The organism is Flavobacterium album (assembly GCF_003096035.1).
Taxonomy (GTDB): domain Bacteria; phylum Bacteroidota; class Bacteroidia; order Flavobacteriales; family Flavobacteriaceae; genus Flavobacterium; species Flavobacterium album.
On sequence record NZ_CP029186.1, the window covers coordinates 3849308 to 3870548 of the forward strand.

The 21241-nt window shown below is 45.1% G+C and carries 16 protein-coding genes; 15 read left to right on the forward strand and 1 reads right to left on the reverse strand.

Annotation, left to right across the window (positions count from 1 at the left end; translation table 11 throughout):
• Nucleotides 1-22 precede the first annotated feature (22 nt).
• The 6 genes from HYN59_RS17270 (at nucleotide 23) to HYN59_RS17295 (ending at nucleotide 11371) form a co-directional block, all read left to right on the forward strand.
• The gene (locus HYN59_RS17270) at nucleotides 23-2335 is read left to right on the forward strand and encodes a choice-of-anchor L domain-containing protein (protein WP_108779473.1); all 2313 of its coding nucleotides are present in this window, start codon (nucleotides 23-25) and stop codon (nucleotides 2333-2335) included.
• A gap of 102 nt (nucleotides 2336-2437) precedes the next feature.
• Nucleotides 2438-2806, forward strand: coding sequence for a hypothetical protein (locus HYN59_RS17275; RefSeq protein WP_108779474.1), 369 nt, complete (start codon nucleotides 2438-2440; stop codon nucleotides 2804-2806).
• A gap of 77 nt (nucleotides 2807-2883) precedes the next feature.
• Nucleotides 2884-3390 carry a hypothetical protein gene (locus tag HYN59_RS17280; protein WP_108779475.1) on the forward strand — a complete coding sequence of 169 codons (507 nt, stop codon included), beginning with the start codon at nucleotides 2884-2886 and terminating at the stop codon, nucleotides 3388-3390.
• 313 nt (nucleotides 3391-3703) lie between these two features.
• Complete coding sequence (locus tag HYN59_RS17285) at nucleotides 3704-5308, forward strand: T9SS type B sorting domain-containing protein (protein WP_108779476.1); 1605 nt, start codon at nucleotides 3704-3706, stop codon at nucleotides 5306-5308.
• 39 nt (nucleotides 5309-5347) lie between these two features.
• Nucleotides 5348-8770 carry a T9SS type B sorting domain-containing protein gene (locus tag HYN59_RS17290; RefSeq protein ID WP_108779477.1) on the forward strand — a complete coding sequence of 1141 codons (3423 nt, stop codon included), beginning with the start codon at nucleotides 5348-5350 and terminating at the stop codon, nucleotides 8768-8770.
• Nucleotides 8771-8803: 33 nt separating this feature from the next.
• Nucleotides 8804-11371, forward strand: coding sequence for a T9SS type B sorting domain-containing protein (locus HYN59_RS17295; protein ID WP_108779478.1), 2568 nt, complete (start codon nucleotides 8804-8806; stop codon nucleotides 11369-11371).
• Nucleotides 11372-11488: 117 nt separating this feature from the next.
• Here the strand turns inward: HYN59_RS17295 and HYN59_RS17300 are convergent, their stop codons facing one another.
• Nucleotides 11489-12232: an RDD family protein gene (locus HYN59_RS17300; protein ID WP_108779479.1), complete on the reverse strand. Its 744-nt coding sequence runs from the start codon at nucleotides 12230-12232 to the stop codon at nucleotides 11489-11491.
• A 21-nt stretch (nucleotides 12233-12253) separates the two neighbouring features.
• On the opposite strand from HYN59_RS17300, the gene HYN59_RS17305 reads away from it, so the two are divergent.
• Genes HYN59_RS17305 through HYN59_RS17345 form a run of 9 tightly spaced genes read left to right on the forward strand, consistent with a single transcriptional unit; the run spans nucleotide 12254 to nucleotide 21241 of the window.
• Nucleotides 12254-13234 carry a stage II sporulation protein M gene (locus tag HYN59_RS17305; RefSeq protein WP_108779480.1) on the forward strand — a complete coding sequence of 327 codons (981 nt, stop codon included), beginning with the start codon at nucleotides 12254-12256 and terminating at the stop codon, nucleotides 13232-13234.
• Complete coding sequence (locus HYN59_RS17310; RefSeq protein WP_108779481.1) at nucleotides 13218-14153, forward strand: DUF2189 domain-containing protein; 936 nt, start codon at nucleotides 13218-13220, stop codon at nucleotides 14151-14153. Before HYN59_RS17305 ends, HYN59_RS17310 begins: the two co-directional genes overlap by 17 nt.
• On the forward strand, nucleotides 14146-14886 hold the full coding sequence (locus HYN59_RS17315) for a DUF4129 domain-containing protein (protein WP_146185980.1): 741 nt from the start codon (nucleotides 14146-14148) through the stop codon (nucleotides 14884-14886). The genes HYN59_RS17310 and HYN59_RS17315 overlap by 8 nt, the downstream gene beginning before the upstream one ends.
• A gap of 1 nt (nucleotide 14887) precedes the next feature.
• A complete protein-coding gene (locus HYN59_RS17320; protein WP_108779483.1) occupies nucleotides 14888-16072 on the forward strand; it encodes a DUF4350 domain-containing protein in 1185 nt (394 codons plus the stop codon).
• Nucleotides 16069-17133: an AAA family ATPase gene (locus HYN59_RS17325; protein WP_108779484.1), complete on the forward strand. Its 1065-nt coding sequence runs from the start codon at nucleotides 16069-16071 to the stop codon at nucleotides 17131-17133. Before HYN59_RS17320 ends, HYN59_RS17325 begins: the two co-directional genes overlap by 4 nt.
• Entirely contained in the window at nucleotides 17133-18464 is a 1332-nt protein-coding gene (locus HYN59_RS17330; protein WP_108779485.1) for a DUF58 domain-containing protein, read from the forward strand. Before HYN59_RS17325 ends, HYN59_RS17330 begins: the two co-directional genes overlap by 1 nt.
• Nucleotides 18465-18485: 21 nt before the next feature.
• Nucleotides 18486-19496 (forward strand): hypothetical protein, encoded by a 1011-nt coding sequence (locus HYN59_RS17335; protein WP_108779486.1) that lies wholly within the window; start codon nucleotides 18486-18488, stop codon nucleotides 19494-19496.
• Between the two features lie 20 nt (nucleotides 19497-19516).
• Entirely contained in the window at nucleotides 19517-20422 is a 906-nt protein-coding gene (locus tag HYN59_RS17340) for a hypothetical protein (RefSeq protein WP_146185981.1), read from the forward strand.
• A gap of 27 nt (nucleotides 20423-20449) precedes the next feature.
• Nucleotides 20450-21241, forward strand: coding sequence for a TrmH family RNA methyltransferase (locus HYN59_RS17345; protein WP_108779488.1), 792 nt, complete (start codon nucleotides 20450-20452; stop codon nucleotides 21239-21241).

Here is a 21241-nt window from a genome sequence, read left to right on the forward strand (position 1 = left end):
CTAATTTAATTCAATCTTTACTATGAAATTTATCACCAATATAGTTGCGGGGCTGCCTGTTGCATTCCTCCTTTTGTTTTCGCCGGGAGCCAGGGCGCAGGATCCTATACAGGTGGTAAATAACATGACGGACGAGCAGCTTGTAAATGCATTAGTGGACAATGGCTGTGCCGAAATCAGTAATATAAGGATATCGGGATCGGGCGGAGGCGCAGCCCAAAGGAGTTATGGCTATTTTACTTCAGGCCCGGATTTCCCTTTTGAGAACGGCATTATACTAAGCACAGGTTTTGCGATGGATTCGCCGGGGCAGAATAGTAATATCTTAAGTAACGGGGCCGAATCGTGGGGAGGCGACCAGGACCTGGAACAGGTGCTAAGTATTGATGACACGTTTAATGCCACAATAATGGAATTCGATTTTGTGCCTGCCACCAACCATATCAGTTTCGATTATATATTTGCTTCAGAAGAATATACTTCCTGGGGCGACCTCGAGGCCTGCAGCTATACCGACGGCTTTGCATTCCTGCTAAGGGAAGCCGGCAGCACCGGACCTTACCAAAACCTTGCGGTGATACCTGGCACCAACACGCCTGTACAGGTAACCACAGTGCGGGGTGTTGGCACCTGCCCACCGGCAAATACAGAGTATTTCGGTTCTTTTAATGGGGTGGACAGCCCGATCGACTATAACGGCCAAACGGTAGTGCTTACCGCAGAATCTGATGTAACTGCGGGAACGCTTTACCACATCAAGCTTGTTATAGCCGATCAGGGCGATACATTATATGATGCTGCCGTGTTTTTAAAGGGTAACAGCTTTGGCAGCAGCATTAATATTGGTGATGACAGGCTTGTAGCGGAGAACACTGCTATATGCGACGGCCAGACTTTTGGGATTAACGCCCATGTAACTAATGCTATAAGCTACCAGTGGTATAAAGACGGCAACCCTATCGCGGGGGCTGTTAATGAAACATATATCGTAACAGATGCAGGTGATTACAGTGTGGAAGCCGGACTGGGTACAACTTGCTTTACCCGTGGCGAAATAAGGGTGGAATACTACCCTCCTGTCACATTGGATCCTTTTACATGGAACCAGTGTGATGATGACAATGACAGGCTGAGCGCGTATTATTTATTCCGTATTGGTGGTGAGCTGGTGAACAACCATGAAGGGCTTAGCGTTGAATCGTGGCACCTTACAACAGAGGATGCCCAAAGCGGCACCAATAATTTACTGACCAACACAATGCTGCCTTTCTACAATACGGCAGCAGACCAGGTTATTTATGCCAGGGTGAAGAACGAATACAGGTGTACTGCCATTGTACCGGTCACCCTTTCTACGCCGCCGCTTAATGCCTTCAACCCTGCACCAATCGAAGTGTGCGATGACGATGGGGATGGTTTTCATACTTTTGACTTCACACAGCTTTCTGAAGATATACTCAATAACATGCCTGCCGGTACATGGTTACTTTATTATAAAAGCTATGAAGATGCACAGGGATACCAATTCCCTCTCCAGGCTTCTTCTTTTACCAATACCACAGCCGGAAAACAGGTTATCTATGTAGGGGTTTACAATTTAAGCGGATGCTATGCCATCATGGACCTACAGCTTATCGTGCATACTTTTGGCGAAAGCCCTGCGGATGATGAAGTAATTTTATGCGCCGATACTACAGAAACCCTTGATGCCGGCAGCGGGTTTGATTCTTATAGCTGGGATACCGACCCTGTGCAAACCACACGAAGCATTACCATTGACGAGCCGGGCACTTATACCGTAGCACTAACCAATGCATTTGGGTGCGAAGGCAGCAGGACATTCACCGTTTCGCCCTCAGGGCGTGCTACAGATGCCACTTTTGAAATAAACGACCTTGCCGGAAACAACAACAGCATTACGGTCACCCCTGTAGGTACCGGTGTTTATGAATATTCCCTTGACGGCGCCAACTACCAGGACAGCCCGGTTTTTGAGCAGCTCACAGCAGGGGAATACACGGTTTACATAAGGGATGCCAATGGCTGCGGGCCGGTATATTCTGAAAAGGTTTTCGTGCTGGATTATCCTGCTTTCTTTACCCCGAATGGCGATGGCATAAATGATGTTTGGCGTATATCCTACAGCTACCACCGCCCCGGTATTTTTGTAACTATATTCGACCGTTATGGTAAGATCATTACCGGGTTTAAGGGCTACGAACAGGGATGGGACGGCACCTATAATGGCAGGCCGCTACCCTCTACAGATTACTGGTTCCTTATCGATCTGGAAAATGGCAGGAAAGTAAGGGGGCATTTTGCCATGGTTCGATGAGGAATTTCAGATTTCAGAATTTAGATTTCAGAATTGGATTGAGCTACACGATGCTCACATATTAAGAGACTTAGCGGGCGGGACATTTAAAATCATCATTTCATGAAAAAAAAATGGTTTATACTATTAATTATCGGTTTGGTGATCTTTTCGATCTTTAACCAGATCGATGCCCGTAAACATGGCTGGGAAGATTTCAAAAAATTTAATACTACCAATATAAATGGGATCATAACTGAAGTAAAAGTATTTTCTAAAGGCTCTTTTTTTAGTTTGGAAAATGGAAGCGAATATATATTTAATCCATACGTTGATAAAAATGATAACAACAATAATGACGAGGATTATAGCATATTCCAATATTTTGCAAAAAAAGGAGACAGTATAGCAAAACCAGCTAAGTCAGACAGATTGTATCTTTTTAAAAATGGTAAAAGATATGTATACAGATTTACTATCGTATCAAATTAATATGCAACCCCACAAAGCTCTGTGACTTTTTCTAGTAATAAAACACATCCAAACACATATAAATATTCATTTAAGCGATGGCAAGAAGACTGGAATTATTTGCAGACAAAGAAAATGGTGATGCCCCTGCTTTTTCAACAAATTTTGACAACTACGGTGTAATACTTTACTATGCATTTACTGTTAATAAGGAAAAAGCTATCTTGTTGTATAAAGCAATGGTAAATAAATACCATTATGCCTTAGGCTATGATTTGCCCCTGAATGGCCTTTCAGATAATAACACAGAGGTATGTATCCCTATTGAGCAGATTCCGGATGTAATGTCTTTTATTACTAATGATATACTTCCCTCTTTATACGTACTACCGTTGGATCTTAATATGATTGATGAATGGAATACTGGGGAAGATTTAGAAACATTTCTAATGAATCAAGGAAGTTTTTTCGACACTTTCAATATTGACGGAATAGTTGTTGACAACTATACAGTGGATTATTTTATTAGAATTTTTAATAAATTGTTTCATTTCTTTGAGCAAGTATTTTTCTGCGGAACAAGCTATAAAGTTGAAATCGCATAAAACGAAGTCAGAGACTTCGCGGAGCCTTGAGTCAAAAAGCCTTCAAATACAAAACCACCTCTTCCCTTAGCCCCGATCGCTGCGATATCCTCCCGGCGAAGCAAGGGAGATAAAGCGGAGAGCGGGACGATGTATAGCAATAAGCCTTTAACTGGCTGCTCCTGAAAATTCCAGTCCCTGCACATTGCATTCTCGATGAAAAAGCATGATTGCTAATCGTAAGGCACTACTTAATAAATCATGTTAAGAATTAGGCCCTCATTTTTCAATGGTATAGCAATGTAAATTATATTTACAAAAATTTTGCTTTGCTATGAAATTCACCCTTACTATTTTAACACTCCTGTCCTGCCTTTTCATGAAGGCCCAAAACGACTGCCGCGACGCGCTGATCGTGTGCGGGAATATGGGCTACACTGGACTTACTGCCAACGGGCCCGGGATACAGGAGCTCAATAACTCCAACACCTGCCAGAGCTTTGAGAACAACAGCATCTGGCTCGAGCTACGAATAAAGACCGGCGGCACGCTGGGTTTTACCATAACACCCGGCAACCCGGATATTAATGTCGATTTCGATTTCTTTATTTTCGGTCCGAATGTTACCTGCGGCAATATAGGTCAGGCCATACGCTGCTCTACCACCAACCCTGAATTTGCAGGATCTGCAAGCAACCTTACCGGCATGAATGGTGAAGAGACCGACACCGCTGAAGGGCCGGGCGAACTTGGCAACAACTTTATTCAGTGGCTTACAGTACAGGATGGCGAGTCGTATTTTCTAGTGATCGACAGGCCGGTAGGCTCGAGTGACTTTTCGATTGAATGGACAGGGACGGCTTCTTTCCATGACGCGCCGGTATTCAATAACCCTGATGGCATTTCGGTCGACCTGAAGCAGTGTGATGATGACGGCGTGGACGACAAGACCTCGCTGTTTGACCTTACTAAGCACCAGGCGATGTTTTTGGGCACGCAGACAGGCGTTTCTATCGCATTTTATGAAAACCAGAACGATGTGATTACCGAGACGAATGAAATTGCCAACCCATCGGCGTATGCCAACACCCAATTGCAACAAACGATATATGCCCGTATGACCAACCTGGCTACGGGATGCTTTAACACTATGGAGTTTACCATAGAAGTCATCAATCCTATTGTGGCGGGGCAGCCCGACGATCTTTTCCTGTGTGACTTTAATGAAGATGGGAAGCAACAATTTACGCTATCCCAAAATGATGATGCTATAAAGGATGGTGGCGCCAACATGATTGTAACCTATTACCGTACCGAGGCGGATGCCAATAACAAAACGAATCCTATAAATGCATTGTATACCAACCAGGTGCCGTATACTGCCGAAACCGTTTGGGCACGGCTGGAAAATGTAAGCGGCTGCTTTGGGTACGATGTGGTGTCGTTCACCATCAATATCATCCCGCTGCCGGATATCGTTTATACGCTGGACATCGTTGATTTCCGCGAAAGCGACAACTCGATCACCGTGGTTATGCCCGATGCGGAAGATTATGAGTTTTCGCTTGACGGCAGCGATTTTAGTGACAACTTTGTATTCGAAGGATTGGAGGCCGGTCCGCACGTTGTTTTCATAAGGGCAAAAACCGGCTGCAAGACCATCCATGAGAATGTAGTGATACTCAATTACCCAAAATACTTTTCTCCCAACGGTGACGGGCTTCACGACACATGGCGCATACCATACCTTTCGCTGCAGCCAAACGCCAGTGTTACCATCTTTGACCGGTATGGCAAAGTGATCGACGGTTTTATGGGCGAAAACCCCGGCTGGGATGGGAATTTAAACGGAAAAGCTTTGCCTTCAACCGATTACTGGTTTGTACTGGAACTGGCGAACGGGAGAAAAATTCACGGGCATTTTGCGATGCTACGATAGTTTTTCATAAATTTATAAAAAAATTAACATCAGAATGCTGTGAAAACTACCTTCAGGAGATGGCTATTGGCACTCATCCTGCTCCCCTTTGTACACCTGAACGCCCAGACGGACTGTCCGGACGCAATAATCGTATGCGGTAATGCCAGCTATACGGGACTTAACGCAACGGGCATAGGTACACAGGAGATAAACATACAAAATGCCTGTTCCAGCCAGGAGCACAACAGCCTGTGGCTGAAGATACTGATAAAAGATGGCGGGACTCTTGGCTTTATACTAAACCCTGAAAGTGACGACCTTGTAGTTGATTTTGATTTTTGGGTGTACGGGCCCAATGCAACCTGCGGAAATCTCGGGACGGCGATACGCTGCTCTACAACCAATCCCGGTGCGGCAGGGCTCGACTCGAACGTTACGGGGATGAATGAAACCGAAACCGATGTATCCGAAGGGCCAAATGGCGATGGCAATGCCTGGATCAACTGGATAAATGTAGAGGACGACGAAATTTATTACCTGATAATCGACCGCCCGCATGGCCAGGCCAACTTCTCACTGCAATGGACGGGCACGGCTACCTTCCACAACATTCCGGTATTTTACAATCCTGATAACATTCCGCTGGAGATCGTACAGTGTGACGATGACGGGGTTCATGATAATTCGACCGTATTTGACCTGACCGTATTCGAAGAGATGTTCATTGGCGTCCAGACCGATGTGGAAATCAGTTATTACCTTGACAGCAATGGCATGCTTACCGGCGATAATCCTTTGGACAACCCCGCGGCATACGCCAATACATCCAGCCCGCAGACGATTTATATGCGGATGACCAACCCGGTAACAGGCTGCTTTGACACCGAAACCATGACCATAAAGCTGGATCATGATTTTTTGACGGGCCAGCCGCAGGCGTTGTCGCTTTGCGATACCAATGGCAACGGGTTCAGGGAATTTGACCTCTCACAGAATGATGCTGGTATAAGCAATGGCAACGAAAATACGTCGGTAACCTATTATGCTTCTGAGGTTGATGCACAGAACAAGGCAAATCCGCTCACGGTTCCCTACCAAAATGCAACTGCCTACACCACACAAACCATCTGGGCAAGGGTGGAAACAACGGGCGGGTGCTTCCGTTATGGCATTACCTCTTTTACCATTAGTGTATTGCCTGTACCGGAAATGCTGCGTACGGATGACTTTCCGCCCGGTACACCACTCACTATCATAGAATGTGACGATGATGGCGTGGATGATAATGCAACCGCTTTCGATCTCACCGTTTTTGAGGAAATGCTTACCGGTACCCAAACCGATGTCGCACTCACGTACCACATTCAAAACAGCGATGCTGAGACTGGTGATAATGCTTTGGAAAATCCGGAAGCTTATATAAATGCCTCAAACCCGCAAACGATATATTTACGGATGACAAATACTGTTACCGGATGTTTCGCAAGGGAAACCATTACCCTCAGCATAGATCATAGCCTGCCTGTCGGGAATCCGGAAACATTACTGCTTTGCGATACTGATGGCGATGGTTTTGGGGAATTCGACCTGACACAAAACGATGAGTTGGTAATAAATGGCCAGCCTAATACGGCAGTGACCTACTATGTTTCTCAGGCTGATGCTGAAAATAAGGCAAATCCATTGCCGGGAATCTATCAAAACCAAAATCCTAATGCCGTACAAACGATATGGGCACGGCTTGACACTACAAGTGGATGTTTTCGCCACGGAATTACCTCGTTCAATATCACTATATACCCCGTACCGGAAATGCTGCGCAATGACGATATCCCTACCGGAACGCCTTTGGAGATCGTCGAATGTGATGACGATGGCACTGATGACGGGTTTACGGCATTTAACCTGAGGGCATTTGAAGAAATGCTTACCGGTACGCAAAGCGGTGTGGCGCTTACCTATTACCTGGACTACAATAATGCGCTGAACGGTGTACTGCCTATTGCAAATCCCCAAGCCTTTGTGAATACCTCCAGCCCACAGACAGTTTATGCGCGGATGACTTATACCGCTACAGGATGTTTTGTTACCGAAACCCTCTCCATAAGGACGGATATCGATATGCCGACAGGTATACCGGCACCACTTTTTCTTTGTGATGGAGCCGGTACTGGCATCGTTCAATTCGACCTCACACAGAATGATGAAGCGATAAGTAACGGCAACAATAATACGACTGTAACCTACTATGCCTCGCTGGCAGATGCTGAAAACGAAACAAACCCGCTGCCGGGACTGTATCACAACCAAACCCCTTATGCCGCACAAACCATCTGGGCATGGCTTGAAGGCAATGATGGATGTTTCCGTTACGGGATCACTTCTTTTACGATAGGTGTCTACCGTTTGCCGGAAATGATGCGCAACAGCGGATTTCCTGTAGGTACGCCGCTGGAGATCGTGCAGTGCGACAGCGATACCATTGATGATGTTTCAACAGCATTCGACCTTACTGCCTTTGAAGCCATGCTGGAAGGGAGCCAAACGAATATGGCCTTCACCTACCACCTGAATGCCGATGACGTGCTTACAGGCGCAAACCCTATAGTTTTCCCGCAAGCATTTAATAACACTTCCAGTCCGCAGACAGTTTATATCCGGATGACTAATACTGTAACTGGCTGTTTTGCGACTGAGGCCCTTACCATTTCAATAGATAAGATCATTCCCACTGGCATACCGGATAATCTATTTAAATGTGATGACGGCACAGGCCTTGCAGTTTTCGACCTTTCACAGAATAATGCCCTGATAAAAGACGGCAGGCCCGGAACTGTGGTTATCTATTATGCATCGGAAGAAGATGCTGAAAACCAGCAGCACCCGCTACCCTACTTTTACAGAAACCAACAGCCCTATGTTGCTGAAACGATATGGGCAAGGCTTTCGGGTACCGATGGCTGCTACCGGCATGGCCTCGCTTCGTTCACCATAAACATCCTGCCTGTGCCGGAAATAACTTATACTGTTGATGTAAAGGATTTCACCCAGGACAGCAATTGCATTACCCTGTCGATGGCAAATATTGAGGATTACGAGTTTTCCCTGGCTGATGGGGATTTTTCCGATGAGCATATTTTTGAACGGCTCGAACCCGGTATCTATAAAATCGGGATACGGTCTAAAGACGGGTGCAGCGAAACAGTGACATTTGTCCCCGTGCTGAATTACCCTAAATTCTTCACCCCGAACGGCGACGGCATCAATGAAGTGTGGAATGTATTTTTCATCCGTTATTTCCCTGATGCCATCGTAAATATTTTCGACCGTTACGGCAAGCTCATCAAAAGCTACTTCGGCAAAGAATTAGGATGGGATGGTACCTACAACGGGCACAATCTCCCTTCTACCGACTACTGGTTTGAAGTGGTGTTTACCAGTGGCAGGAAAATAAAAGGCCACTTCTCTATGATACGATAAAATTAAATTACTTTTGGCGGTTATTTGTTTGATATGAAAAAGTTTGCCCCCCTGCTGTTACTCTTTTTTTCCCTGAATGCCTTCGCCCAGAAAGAAGCCAATAACTGGTTTTTCGGCAGGTTGGCGGGGATGCGTTTCCTTGATGATGGGTCTGTCGTAGCGCTTACCGGAGGCCAGATGGATACCAATGAAGGGTGCAGCGTGATATCGGATGCCGACGGTAACCTGCTGTTTTATACTGATGGCCGCAATGTGTGGGACCGCAACCATGTAAAGATGCCGAACGGCAATTATAATGCGGGAACCGGCCTTATGGGCGACCCGTCGAGTACGCAATCAGGCATTATCGTACCGAAAAAAGGCGACCCGAATATCTATTACATTTTTACCGTCGACGAGCCGCACCACGAAAATGCACAGGTATACCCGGCCCAGTTTAGCAGTATTTATTCGGACACTAACCTTGGTGTGCCTGATGCAGACGACGGCTTTAACAACGGGCTTAATTACTCTGTAGTCGACCTTTCTGTAACCGGCTCCAATGGCAGCATAGGCGATGTGGTGACACGAAATACGCATCTTGTAACGTATAATCCTGCAGACGTAAACGAAATAAAATATAAATGCTCCGAAAAGATCACGGCAGTAAAAAACAATACAGGCACCGGTTTTTGGGTAATTACGCATTTTATCGATAAATTTTATGCTTTTTTTGTAGATGAGGCCGGTGTTAATGAAACACCTGTAATTTCCCAGCTTGCCCCTACAGTAAACATCGATGGCTATAGGCGTAATGCCATAGGCTACCTTAAAGCGGCGCCAAACGGAAGAAAGCTGGCCATTGCTCACAACCAGCGCGGAACAATAACCGGAGGTACAGCACAGAATGGGGCGGTTTACCTGTATGATTTTAATAATTCCAATGGTGTGGTTTCGAATCCGGTAATGGTAAGTACTAATTCAGTACCCTACGGTGTTGAATTTTCGGCCAAATCAAAAAAACTCTATGTCACCTACGATACCACCCCCAGTGTAGCGGGTGGGCTGCACCAGTATAATCTTGAAGCTGCTGATGTGGCAGCATCGGATGTTTTAATTACCTCAGTAAACAGCGCTACGGCACTACAGCTGGGTCCCAATGGTAAAATATACAGGGCGGTGAACGGCGCCTCTTTCCTGGATGTAGTGAATGCACCCGAAGAAGACGGGGCGGGCTGTGATTTTGAGCTTAATGGTGTAGCGCTTGGAGCAGGTAAAATTGCTATTTTCGGGCTCCCGCCATTTATCACATCGATGTTTTCGGCCAATATGCTTGTTAACAACACTTGCTTTGGCGATACAACTGAATTTTCGCTTAATTCTGTAGGTACCTTTGAAACCGTTTCCTGGAATTTTGGCGATTCCTCCACCCTTTCGCCAGAGCTTAATCCGACACATTCGTATACCGCTCCGGGAAGATATACTGTAATAGCAACCCTTACCAACCTTGGGGATGTTTATACCGTGATAAAGGACATAACCATCTACACGATGCCGGTGGCAAACAGCGCTTTGCCGCTTAACGAATGTGACCCTGAAAATGATGGCGTTGAAGTATTTAACCTCTCTGCCGATAATGCCGCCATATTAGGAACTCAAAATCCCGAAACCTTTGATGTACAATATTTTGCCTCGCAGCAGGCCGCTGACGACAATACTGATGCTCTTAACGCAACAGCTTATACCAACACGTCTAACCCGCAGACGATTTATGCACGCGTGCACCAAAGAGGCAACACAAAATGCTACAAAACCACTTCTTTTGAGATAAGCGTAACAGCCGCACCGGTATTGAATACCGATAAATTTGCCATTTGCGATGACAACACTGATGGCGATGGCGCGAACGGCAGGGCCACTTTTGATATGGCTACTGTTACAACGGCACTGGTGCCAAACAGCGCGCAGTATACCACTACCTATTATGCCACACAGGCAAATGCTGACACACAGGCCGACCCGCTGCCTGTACAATTTTACAATACTGTAAGTGATGAGCAGGTAGTCTATGCCCGTATTATGAATAGTACGTTTACGAACTGTGTCACTGTCCTGCCGGTAACCCTTATTGTCAACCCGCTGCCTGATGCGATAACAGTTGTCGATTTATTAAACAATACCATTACCGTAAATGTAAACCCGGACCAGGATCCGGATACCTCGTACCTGTATAGCCTTGACGCCCCTAATGGCCCATGGCAGGAATCGAACTTTTTTGATCATGTGAGTGCAGGCCTGCATACTGTTTACGTGCATGATTCCAATGGCTGCGGTGTAGCTTACCGGGATGTGGCAGTACTGTTTATCCCGAAATTCTTCACCCCGAACGGCGATGGCATTAACGATACCTGGGATATCATTGGCGTAAATGCACAGTTCTTTGAAACCAGCAAGATCTATATTTTCGACCGTTATGGCAAGCTGCTCGCCGATGTAGACCCAAAAGGGCGCGGATGGGACGGCACCTACAACGGGCACAGGCTCCCATCTACCGATTACTGGTTTGTAATAGCATTAGATGACGGCAGGATCGTGAAGGGGCATTTTTCGATGATCCGATGAGGAATTTATTTCAGATTGTAGATTTCAGATTTCAGATTAAGCTACACTCTTGCCTTTCAATCTTGTTATAGTGCAGGAGTGGCAAATCTGAAATCTACCTTCTGAAATCTGAAATTTTTACATCTTCTGCGTGTAATAATTATAATCATTTAAAATCGTATCGATGAACGCGGTCGCATTTGCAGATACCGATCTTATTCCGGTCACGGCTTCTACCTTGTTTTGCAGTTTATTGATCATCTCAAAATCGGTTGCCCTGATGCTGGCCTCGTAGGTTTCCTTGATGATGCGCACATCATTATCACTAAGCTTAATAACCAATGGATAAACCGGGATGTAGGTGTCGTTTATTTCCTTTAGGATAGTATGGTTGATGCTGATATCATTTTTAAGGGATATAACCGCCGTGCCTGCAGCAAGGTCGCCGAGGCGCTGCGTTTTGCCGGTGACCATAAGGCAAATGATCCCAATAACGCTAAATGGCGGCGTAACCTCGATGAGCCGGAACAGCCAGCGGATAAGGTAATCGCCAAAGCCGGCCTGGTAGCCATCGATCTTGATCACTTTTATTTTCATGATGCGTTTTCCAAGGGTTTGGCCTTCCATAAGGCTTTCAAGAACAAGCGCATACAACATTACCGGCAGGAAAAAGAACGTATATACCGCCATTTCCGACCATCCATCGAGCTCACTGAGATAAACATCGAACCCCGTAATCCCGAAAATCACTACATATACCACAATATAATAGGCTATCCATATCACCAGATCAAGCAAATAGGCCAGCATACGGTCGCCTGCGGATGCCGTATTAAAATTTATATTCACATTTTGCGTAGTTGTGATAGATAGTTCTGACATATTTTATATTTTAGCTTTCGTATGAGAGAGGTCGCGTTTATAAAACAAAATAAAGAAAAATGGCTTGAATTTGAGCAGGCTATTTTCGGTAAAGCTAAAAAAAATCCTGATGAACTGGCGAGCCTGTATATTCATTTGGTGAATGACCTGTCATACGCACAAACCTATTATCCTAAAAGCAAGACGGTTGTATACCTGAACCACCTTGCTTCTATTACTTACCAAAAGATATATAAGACCAAGCGTGAAGAAACCAACAGGCTTGTACATTTCTTTAAGACCGAAGTCCCGCTGATCGTATACCAGAACAGGCGCTATGTGCTCTATGCCTTCCTGATGTTCTTTATCTTTTTGGGCATAGGCGTTATCTCTGCCATGAATGACGACTCGTTCGTGCGCCTTATCATGGGCGATGATTATGTGAACATGACTTTGGAAAACATAGAAAAAGGCAATGCGGTAGCCGTATATAAAAGCGGCAGCAACTGGGGCAGCGCTTTTGGTATTACCCTCAACAACCTTAAAGTAGGATTATTTTCTTTTATAATGGGCGTGTTCGGAGGTTTTGGCACTGCTTATGTATTGTTCCAAAACTCACTTATGCTGGGCGCTTTCCAGTACTTCTTTTACGAAAGGGGCGTTTTCTGGGAAAGCGTACGCGGTATCTGGATACACGGCTCTATGGAAATCTTCGGGATGGTAATAGAAGCTGCAGCGGGCCTTATTTTTGGCGCAGGGATATTGTTCCCAAGAACCTATTCAAGGCTTACCTCTATGAAAATGGGCTTTAAAAACGGGCTGAAAATAGTACTGAGCACTATGCCGTTTACTTTTGCTGCCGGGATGCTCGAGGGGTTTGTGACCCGTTATGCCCCGGATATGCCCCGCATACTGAATGTTTTCATCATACTGTTCACACTTTCGCTTATATCGTTTTACTACCTGGTGTATCCGTTTATCGTTAACAGAAAAATAAAAAACCAGCATGTTCCAGCTATATAAGAAACGAAACTTCAGTGCGCTGATTAATGATACCTTTACTTTTTTCAGGGTGTCAGGCAAGAACTATTTCCGTAATTACATTATTATCAATGGCGGGATGATGCTTGTGCTGCTGCTGCTCATTTTTTTGATAAGCAGGATATTCTTTGAGAATATGTTCTCTGGGATGGGTTCTCCCGAGTCGCAGCAGATGCTCGACGATTATTTTGATTCAAATACCGGTTTCTTCATTGCTGCCGGGGTTGTATGCGGTATCCTTGTACTGCTTATCACTATAACTAACTATAGCTACCCTGTACTATATCTCAGCCTGGCTGAAAAGAAGGAAAAGCCAACTTCCCGCGAAGTACTGGGGCTTTTAAAAAAGAAGATCGGCAGGATATTGCTGTTCGGGCTGTTGTCGCTTATAACCTTTGTGCCCATAGCTATAATAATAGGCCTTTTCGGAATGCTAATGTTTGCCATATTTATAGGCATACCGGTAGCAATCATATTATTTGCGGCGCTTTCCAACTGGATATTCCTCAGCTTTTATGATTACCTGAACACCGATAAGAACTATTTTGCTGCCATGGGCAGTGGCATGCAGATGCTTTTCAAAAATTTCTGGCCACACATGGGCTCGACAGCGATCATCTATGTCATCATTTCGATAGCGCAGAGCATACTGTCGTTCATCCCCTACTTCATTGGGATATTTATCATGCTTTTCAGCACCGACGGAAAGATGGGGCAGGAAAACATATCGCTCATGGGGATCCTGATGCTGCTAACATTCATGCTGTATTTTGTACTGGCTTATCTTCTCGGCAATATCCTGATGGTAAACCAGGGGCTTATATACTACAGCTGCAGGGAAGACAACGAACACCATTCATTACATTCTGATATTGATCTAATAGGTACCGATTTTGAATAAGCTCCTTATATACATATTGTTGCTTGGCAGTCCTGTATGCATGCCTGCGAACACTACGCAGGACAGCATAGCCGCACCCGCTGCCAAAGCGGAGGCTGCCGAAACACTGTACTACAAAGACCGGAAATTTGATAAGGGTCTGAAAGAGAAATATTCGGACACAGAATTTCAATATGAAAACAAAACCGTTGCAAAATCGCAATGGCAGCGCTTTTGGGAATGGGTAGCCCGGGTAATTGACCGTATTTTCAACTTTGGGCATAAAACGCAAAAAGCCGATGGGTTTACCATATTTATTCGAATACTTGCTTTTGTAGTGATAGGCCTTGCTGTCTACCTTATTGCAAGGGCGATCCTCAACAATGAAGGCTACTGGATTTTTGGCAGGGGCAATAAAAAAATCCAGGCATTTGAGATTGACGAAGAGAACATCCACGAAATGGACTTTGGAAAGTTGGTAGACGAGACCAAACAAACGGGCAATTATAAGCTTACCGTGAGGTATTACTACCTTTGGTTGCTAAAAAAGCTGTCCAGCCGTGAGATTATCGACTGGCATTGGGATAAGACCAACAGCGACTACCTGTACGAGATACGCGACAACAACCTGAGGAAAGACTTCGAATACCTTTCGTATGTGTACGACTACAGCTGGTATGGCGATTTCCCTCTTGACGAAATGGCTTTTGCCAAGGCAGAAAAAGCATTCCGGAAAACATTAAATACGCTGTAAAATGAACAGGAAACTCACCATTTATATCGTATTGCTGGCTGTATTGATAGGCATCATCATTTTTATAGATGCCTCGAGGCCAAAGCCTGTTAACTGGACACCTACGTATAATACAAAAGACAAGATACCTTTGGGGCTTTATGTACTCGACCAGGAAGCGCCTGCTTTATTTAAAGGCCAGCCTATAAAGAAATTTGGTATAACCCCCTACGAATATTTCGATGCGCTGTATGACTACAAAACCAAGAAATATAAGGCTAAAGGTACTTTCCTGGCCATCAGCGAGGAAAATAACATAGATAAGGAATCGGCTAAGGAACTGCTCTATTTTGCCGAACGTGGTAACACCGTATTCCTGAGTATGAAGGACTTCCCGGGAATCCTGCTCGATACACTTCAGGTAAAAATTAGCGGCAATTATTTCATGAAAGACTCTATCCGAATGAGCCTTGGCAGGGAGCAAGCTAAAAAATACTGGTTTAATGAAGGTATCGGCTTTACCTGCTTCGATTCGATCGAAAAGTCGGGGGCTACAGCACTTGGCTACCAGGATGCGTCTGATAAAGACCAGCCGAACTTTATACGCGTGCCTTTTGGCGAAGGCCAGTTTCTGCTGCATACCCAGCCGGCGGCTTTCAGTAATTTCCATTTGCTTAAAAACGACCATTATCAATATGCCGAAAGCGTACTGTCATATTTTCCCCAGGGAAATATTTACTGGCATTCGGGCCAAAGGGATGAGAATATTTCCTCGAGCCCGTTCCGTTATATCAATAGCCAGCCGGGGCTGAAATGGGCGTTCCGCATCGGGCTCATCGCTATTGTGATCTTTATATTTTTCAATGCCAAAAGGAAGCAGCGCATCATCCCGGAGATCACCCCGCTTAAAAACACGACGGTGGACTTTACCAAGACCATAGGCAACCTTTACTACCAGGAAGGCAACCACCACACGATCATCGAAAAGAAAATAATTTACTTCCTTGAGCACATAAGGAACGAATACATGATAGACACCTACACACTGGATGAGAAATTCATAGAAAAACTGCACCTGAAATCAGGTAAATCTTTCGAAGACATCCAAAAAACGGTAGGTTTAATAAAAAAACACAGGCACCAGTTTCAGAGTACCGAAGCTGATGTGATAGAGATCAACAAAGCAATTGAAAAATTAAGGTTATGACAGAAGAATTCAACAACGATCCCCGCGAGATAAACCTTGAAAAAGGAGGATATACCAATAATGCAGAAAACATCCCTTCGGAAAGCGAGAACATCAACTTCACTTCGAGGCTGGACCTTTCGGCATTGCAGCAAAGCATTGAGAAGGTAAAGGCGGAGATCAATTCGGTTATCGTAGGCCAGCACAAGATGATCGACCAGCTTTTGGTTTCGATACTCTCTAACGGCCACGTGCTGCTGGAAGGCGTTCCTGGTGTTGCCAAGACCATTACCGCAAAGCTGCTGGCAAAAACCCTTACGCTCGACTTCAGCAGGATACAGTTTACGCCCGACCTTATGCCATCGGACATTTTGGGAACATCGGTTTTCGACCTTTCGTCTTCAAAATTCAATTTCAAAAAAGGGCCTATATTCTCGAATTTCGTACTCATAGACGAGATCAACAGGGCCCCGGCCAAAACACAGGCAGCCCTTTTTGAGGTAATGGAGGAGCGCCAGATAACTATTGAAGGCACCACCCACGCAATGGAAGCGCCTTTTCTTGTTATTGCTACGCAAAACCCTATCGAGCAGGAAGGCACCTACCGCCTGCCGGAAGCGCAATTGGACCGTTTTCTTTTCAAAATTTCCATAGACTACCCCAAACTGGATGAGGAGATCGCGATACTGCACCGTGAAAATGCATTGCAGGACAGGAACAAACTGGACAACATCATGAAGATACTTTCGCAGGCCGACATCCTGAAATACCAGGGAATTGTGAAGCACATTGTTATTGAGCCGCAACTGATACAATATATCGCGAAGATCGTAACGAGCACCCGTGAAAACGCGTTCCTTTACCTGGGGGCATCGCCAAGGGCTTCTATCGCTATCCTGAATGCAGCCAAAGGCTTTGCCGCGCTGAGGGGCAGGGATTTTGTTACCCCGGAAGATATCAAAGAATCAGCCATACCGGTACTGCAGCACAGGGTAATGGTAGCGCCGGAACGCGAAATGGAGGGCCTTACCAGCGAGCAGATCATCAAGCAGATAATTGACACTGTAGAAATTCCACGTTAATGAAGTGGTTTAACCGCATATACCTCAACAATTTCTTCTTCTATGTGCTCATGGGCATCATGGTGTGCTTTGTGCTGGCTTATTTTTTCCCTGCGCTGTATAACGCTACATGGCTCGGGACCTATATTTTCATAGGTTTTACGGTGATCGACTTCCTGCTGCTTTTTGCCAGCAACCAAAGGTTCGAAGGTTCCCGTACCATGCCCGAAAAACTATCGAACGGCGATGAGAACCCTGTTGCCGTAAAACTGGAAAGCGGGTATTCGTTCCCTGTTTCCTTAAAAGTCATCGACGAGATTCCGGTGCAGTTCCAGATACGTAATTTCCAGGTATACAAAAAACTGGATGCTGGCGGCACTGCTAGCTTTGAATATTTTTTGAGGCCCACGGAACGCGGCGAATACTATTTTGGCAGCCTGAATGTGTATGCCTCTTCTCCCCTGCGCCTTGTGGCAAGAAGGTTCATTTTTGATAAAGGCCAGATGGTGCCTACGTATCCGTCCTACATCCAGCTTAAGAAATATGACCTGATGGCGTTCTCGAACAAGCTCTTTCAGTATGGGCTTAAGAAGATACGCCGTATCGGCCACACCATGGAATTCGAACAGATAAAAGAATATGTGGGCGGTGATGACATCCGTACCATAAACTGGAAGGCCACAGCCAAGAAAAACCAGCTGATGGTAAACCAGTTCCAGGATGAGAAATCGCAAAACGTGTACATGGCCATAGATAAAGGCCGTGTGATGAAAATGCCCTTCAACGGGTTGAGCCTGCTGGATTATGCCATCAATTCAACGCTTGTATTATCCAATATCATCCTGAAAAAGCAGGACAAGGCGGGGATGTTCACTTTCTCGAAAAGGGTGGAAAACCGTGTGGCTGCCGAAAGGCGCTCGTCTCAAATGCAGCGGATACTGGACACGCTGTATAATATTAAAACCGATTTTTTTGAGAGTGATTTTGGAAGATTATATGCCGATATAAAAAAGAACATTACCCAACGCAGCCTCATTGTGCTGTATACCAACTTTGAAACCCTGGACGGCCTCAAGCGCCAGCTGCCCTACCTGAAAGGGATAGCCAGGAACCACCTTTTGGTAGTGGTATTCTTTGAAAACGTGGAGCTTGAAGACCTTATGCAAAAAAAGGCCGGCAACATCCAGGAGATATACGACCAGGTGATCGCCGAAAAATTTGCTTTTGAGAAAAGGCTAATCGTGAATGAGCTTAAGAAGTACGGTATCTATTCGGTACTAACAAAACCGGAGAACCTGACTATAGACAGCATCAATAAATACCTTGAAATAAAGGCAAGGGGAATATTATAAACTGTTTCCAACTAATAAGCTATGGCAGCAAAGGTCAGTGCAAATTTTACAGACGGCCTTAACATCGGGTTAATGGTACTTGCCTTAGTGCCAGCAATGCTCCTGCCTTTTGAGCTGTTCCTCTTTGTGTACGCCATTCTGGGGCCGCTGCATTACCTAACCGAGATCAACTGGCTGCACAAAAAGCAATACTTTACCACAAGAAAGCACGATTACCTTGTACTGATTGTTTTCAGCTGTATTATCGGGTTCCTGCCTTTCACGCAATCGTTGTGGCGGTATTATATCCCGCTGTTTGTGTTTATTGCTTTTTTTGCTTCTTTTGGCTTTATGTTTTTTGAGGGCACAGTAAAAAAAATACTGTTTACCGTTGTGAGCGCGCTCATCGGTTACCTGCTCTTCACCAGCTTTTATGCTAATTTCAGGGTTGTTTTTCTCACCCTCCTGCCCACGATTATGCATGTTTTCCTGTTCACTGGGGCATTTATCCTTTTGGGTGCATTACGGTCCAAAAGTCGTCTGGGTGTAGCTTCATTGGTCGTTTTTGTGGCCTGCGCATTAGTGACATTATTTGCCGGTGCAGGATTCTCTGTGGTATCAGGCTATGTTGCCGAAAGCTACAGTCCATTCAGGCACCTGAACATGGTAATGATCGACCTTTTTAACGTGATGCACGTAGACGAGATAAAAGCCGATTTCGATATCCCTTCCCGTTTTAGCGAAAGCGACATGCCCATCTATTTTTCCGGTACAGGCATAAGGATCATGCGGTTCATAGCGTTTGCGTATACTTACCATTACCTCAACTGGTTCTCGAAAACGTCGGTCATACAGTGGCACAATACCAAAAGGCGCAATCTCGTTATTATCGCAATCATCTGGATCATCTCTGTCGCGCTGTATATAAAAGATTATAAAACGGGGCTGAAATGGCTTTATGTGCTTAGTTTCGCGCATGTGGTTTTAGAATTCCCGCTAAACCACCTGAGCTTTGTGGAAATTAAACGGCAATTATTAAAGCGTTTCGGATAAATGCAATACATAAACCAACTATGAAATTAAATCATTTTTTATGCCTGCTCGCTGTTTTATTCCTTGCATCCTGTAAAAAAGAGAAAATGGAGGAAACCGTTACCGAAACCACGGCAGATACTATAGCTAAAGTTAGGCCGGATGACAATCATAAAATACCGGAACTCGAAAAGCTTACCGGCGATTTTATAAAACGAAAGAAGGAGACCGAAGAAAAGCTTAAGGCGTTAAGCCCTTTGGAAGCTAATGCATTGTATGAAGACCTTTTAAAACAAAATGGGCAGGCATTAATGGCTATCGAAAAGCTTGAAGAAGATTTTGTAATCAACTACTATAATTATTTTTACGAAGGTGAAAAACAAATAACACCGCCTGACTCTATCCAGAAAAAAGTCAAGCTTCTTACCCGGGCAAAACTCGAAGTATGGGATATTGGCGAAGGCATGGTGGAGATACGTACTGTTCCCGATTATTACAAAGATATTTTTGAAAAGTATGTCACGGAGGATTACAGCGAGTTCATTGCTATAAATGCGGAAGAGGACAAAGCATTGTTCTCTAACGATGCCGCTATAGCTATTCCGTTGGAAGACGTAGGCAAGCGTGTTATCTCGTGGGAAAAATTTATTGCCAAATATCCTGACAGCAAACGTATTGGCGATGCAAAAAACTTATACCTGGATTACGTAATGTCTTACCTTTTTGGGCAGGACAACACGCCTGTAATGGACTATGAGAGTGGCAAAATTTATCCGGAGAACCTGGCCGATTTCAAAAAATTCATTGCCAGATATCCCGACAGCCCTACAACCAAACTGATAAATATGGTCATCAGTAATAAGGGCAGCCATGATGAATTAAGAGAAACAATACTGGAAGAAATCAAGAAAATGGGCTTTGATACTTCGATATACGGAGGAACGTGATAACTTTGCAGCAATAGCATCTCATTCATGAAACAAATTACCAGCGCCCAAAACCCATTTATAAAACAACTTATTCTTTTGCAGGACAAAGCAAAGGCCCGCCGGGAAACCGGCACGTTTCTTATTGAGGGGCAGCGCGAAACGGAACTGGCGCGCAAGGGCGGCTATGAAATTGAGACAGTGCTGTTCGTGCCTGAAATGATCGCGGAAGCACAGGTAAAAACCATCGCCGGAAGGCAAACCGAACTGATAGAGATAAGCCGCGAGGTGTACCAAAAGCTGGCCTACCGCGATACTACCGAGGGAATGATCGCTGTGGCTAAAACCAAAAGCCTGAAGCTGGAAGACCTTCAATTAGGAGATAATCCGTTGGTAATGGTTGCCGAAGCTACCGAAAAACCGGGAAATATCGGTGCATTGCTCCGTACAGCCGATGCGGCCAACCTTGATGCCGTAATCATCGCCAACCCTAAAAGCGACCTGTACAACCCGAATATAGTGCGATCTAGTGTGGGGTGCCTGTTTACCAACAACATCGCCACCGGAAGTACCAACGAAGTAATCGCTTTCCTGAAGTCTAAGAATATCAATATCTACTGTGCGACGCTTCAGGATTCGGCGCAATACCATACGCAGGATTACACCGCACCAACTGCCCTTGTAGTAGGTACCGAAGCCACAGGACTCTCGAAGGAATGGCGGGAAGCATCGACCAAAAACATAATTATCCCCATGCAGGGCGCTATCGACTCTATGAATGTATCGGTTGCGGCGGCCATATTGATCTTTGAGGCAAAAAGGCAGCGGGGGTTTAAATAA

Coding starts and splice junctions, on each gene's coding strand:
- HYN59_RS17305 (WP_108779480.1), top strand. CDS start 12,254: ATGAGAGAGGTCGCGTTTATAAAACAAAATAAAGAAAAATGGCTTGAA.
- HYN59_RS17345 (WP_108779488.1), top strand. CDS start 20,450: ATGAAACAAATTACCAGCGCCCAAAACCCATTTATAAAACAACTTATT.
- HYN59_RS17310 (WP_108779481.1), top strand. CDS start 13,218: ATGTTCCAGCTATATAAGAAACGAAACTTCAGTGCGCTGATTAATGAT.
- HYN59_RS17325 (WP_108779484.1), top strand. CDS start 16,069: ATGACAGAAGAATTCAACAACGATCCCCGCGAGATAAACCTTGAAAAA.
- HYN59_RS17340 (WP_146185981.1), top strand. CDS start 19,517: ATGAAATTAAATCATTTTTTATGCCTGCTCGCTGTTTTATTCCTTGCA.
- HYN59_RS17270 (WP_108779473.1), top strand. CDS start 23: ATGAAATTTATCACCAATATAGTTGCGGGGCTGCCTGTTGCATTCCTC.
- HYN59_RS17280 (WP_108779475.1), top strand. CDS start 2,884: ATGGCAAGAAGACTGGAATTATTTGCAGACAAAGAAAATGGTGATGCC.
- HYN59_RS17275 (WP_108779474.1), top strand. CDS start 2,438: ATGAAAAAAAAATGGTTTATACTATTAATTATCGGTTTGGTGATCTTT.
- HYN59_RS17285 (WP_108779476.1), top strand. CDS start 3,704: ATGAAATTCACCCTTACTATTTTAACACTCCTGTCCTGCCTTTTCATG.
- HYN59_RS17300 (WP_108779479.1), bottom strand. CDS start 12,232: ATGTCAGAACTATCTATCACAACTACGCAAAATGTGAATATAAATTTT.
- HYN59_RS17295 (WP_108779478.1), top strand. CDS start 8,804: ATGAAAAAGTTTGCCCCCCTGCTGTTACTCTTTTTTTCCCTGAATGCC.
- HYN59_RS17330 (WP_108779485.1), top strand. CDS start 17,133: ATGAAGTGGTTTAACCGCATATACCTCAACAATTTCTTCTTCTATGTG.
- HYN59_RS17320 (WP_108779483.1), top strand. CDS start 14,888: ATGAACAGGAAACTCACCATTTATATCGTATTGCTGGCTGTATTGATA.
- HYN59_RS17335 (WP_108779486.1), top strand. CDS start 18,486: ATGGCAGCAAAGGTCAGTGCAAATTTTACAGACGGCCTTAACATCGGG.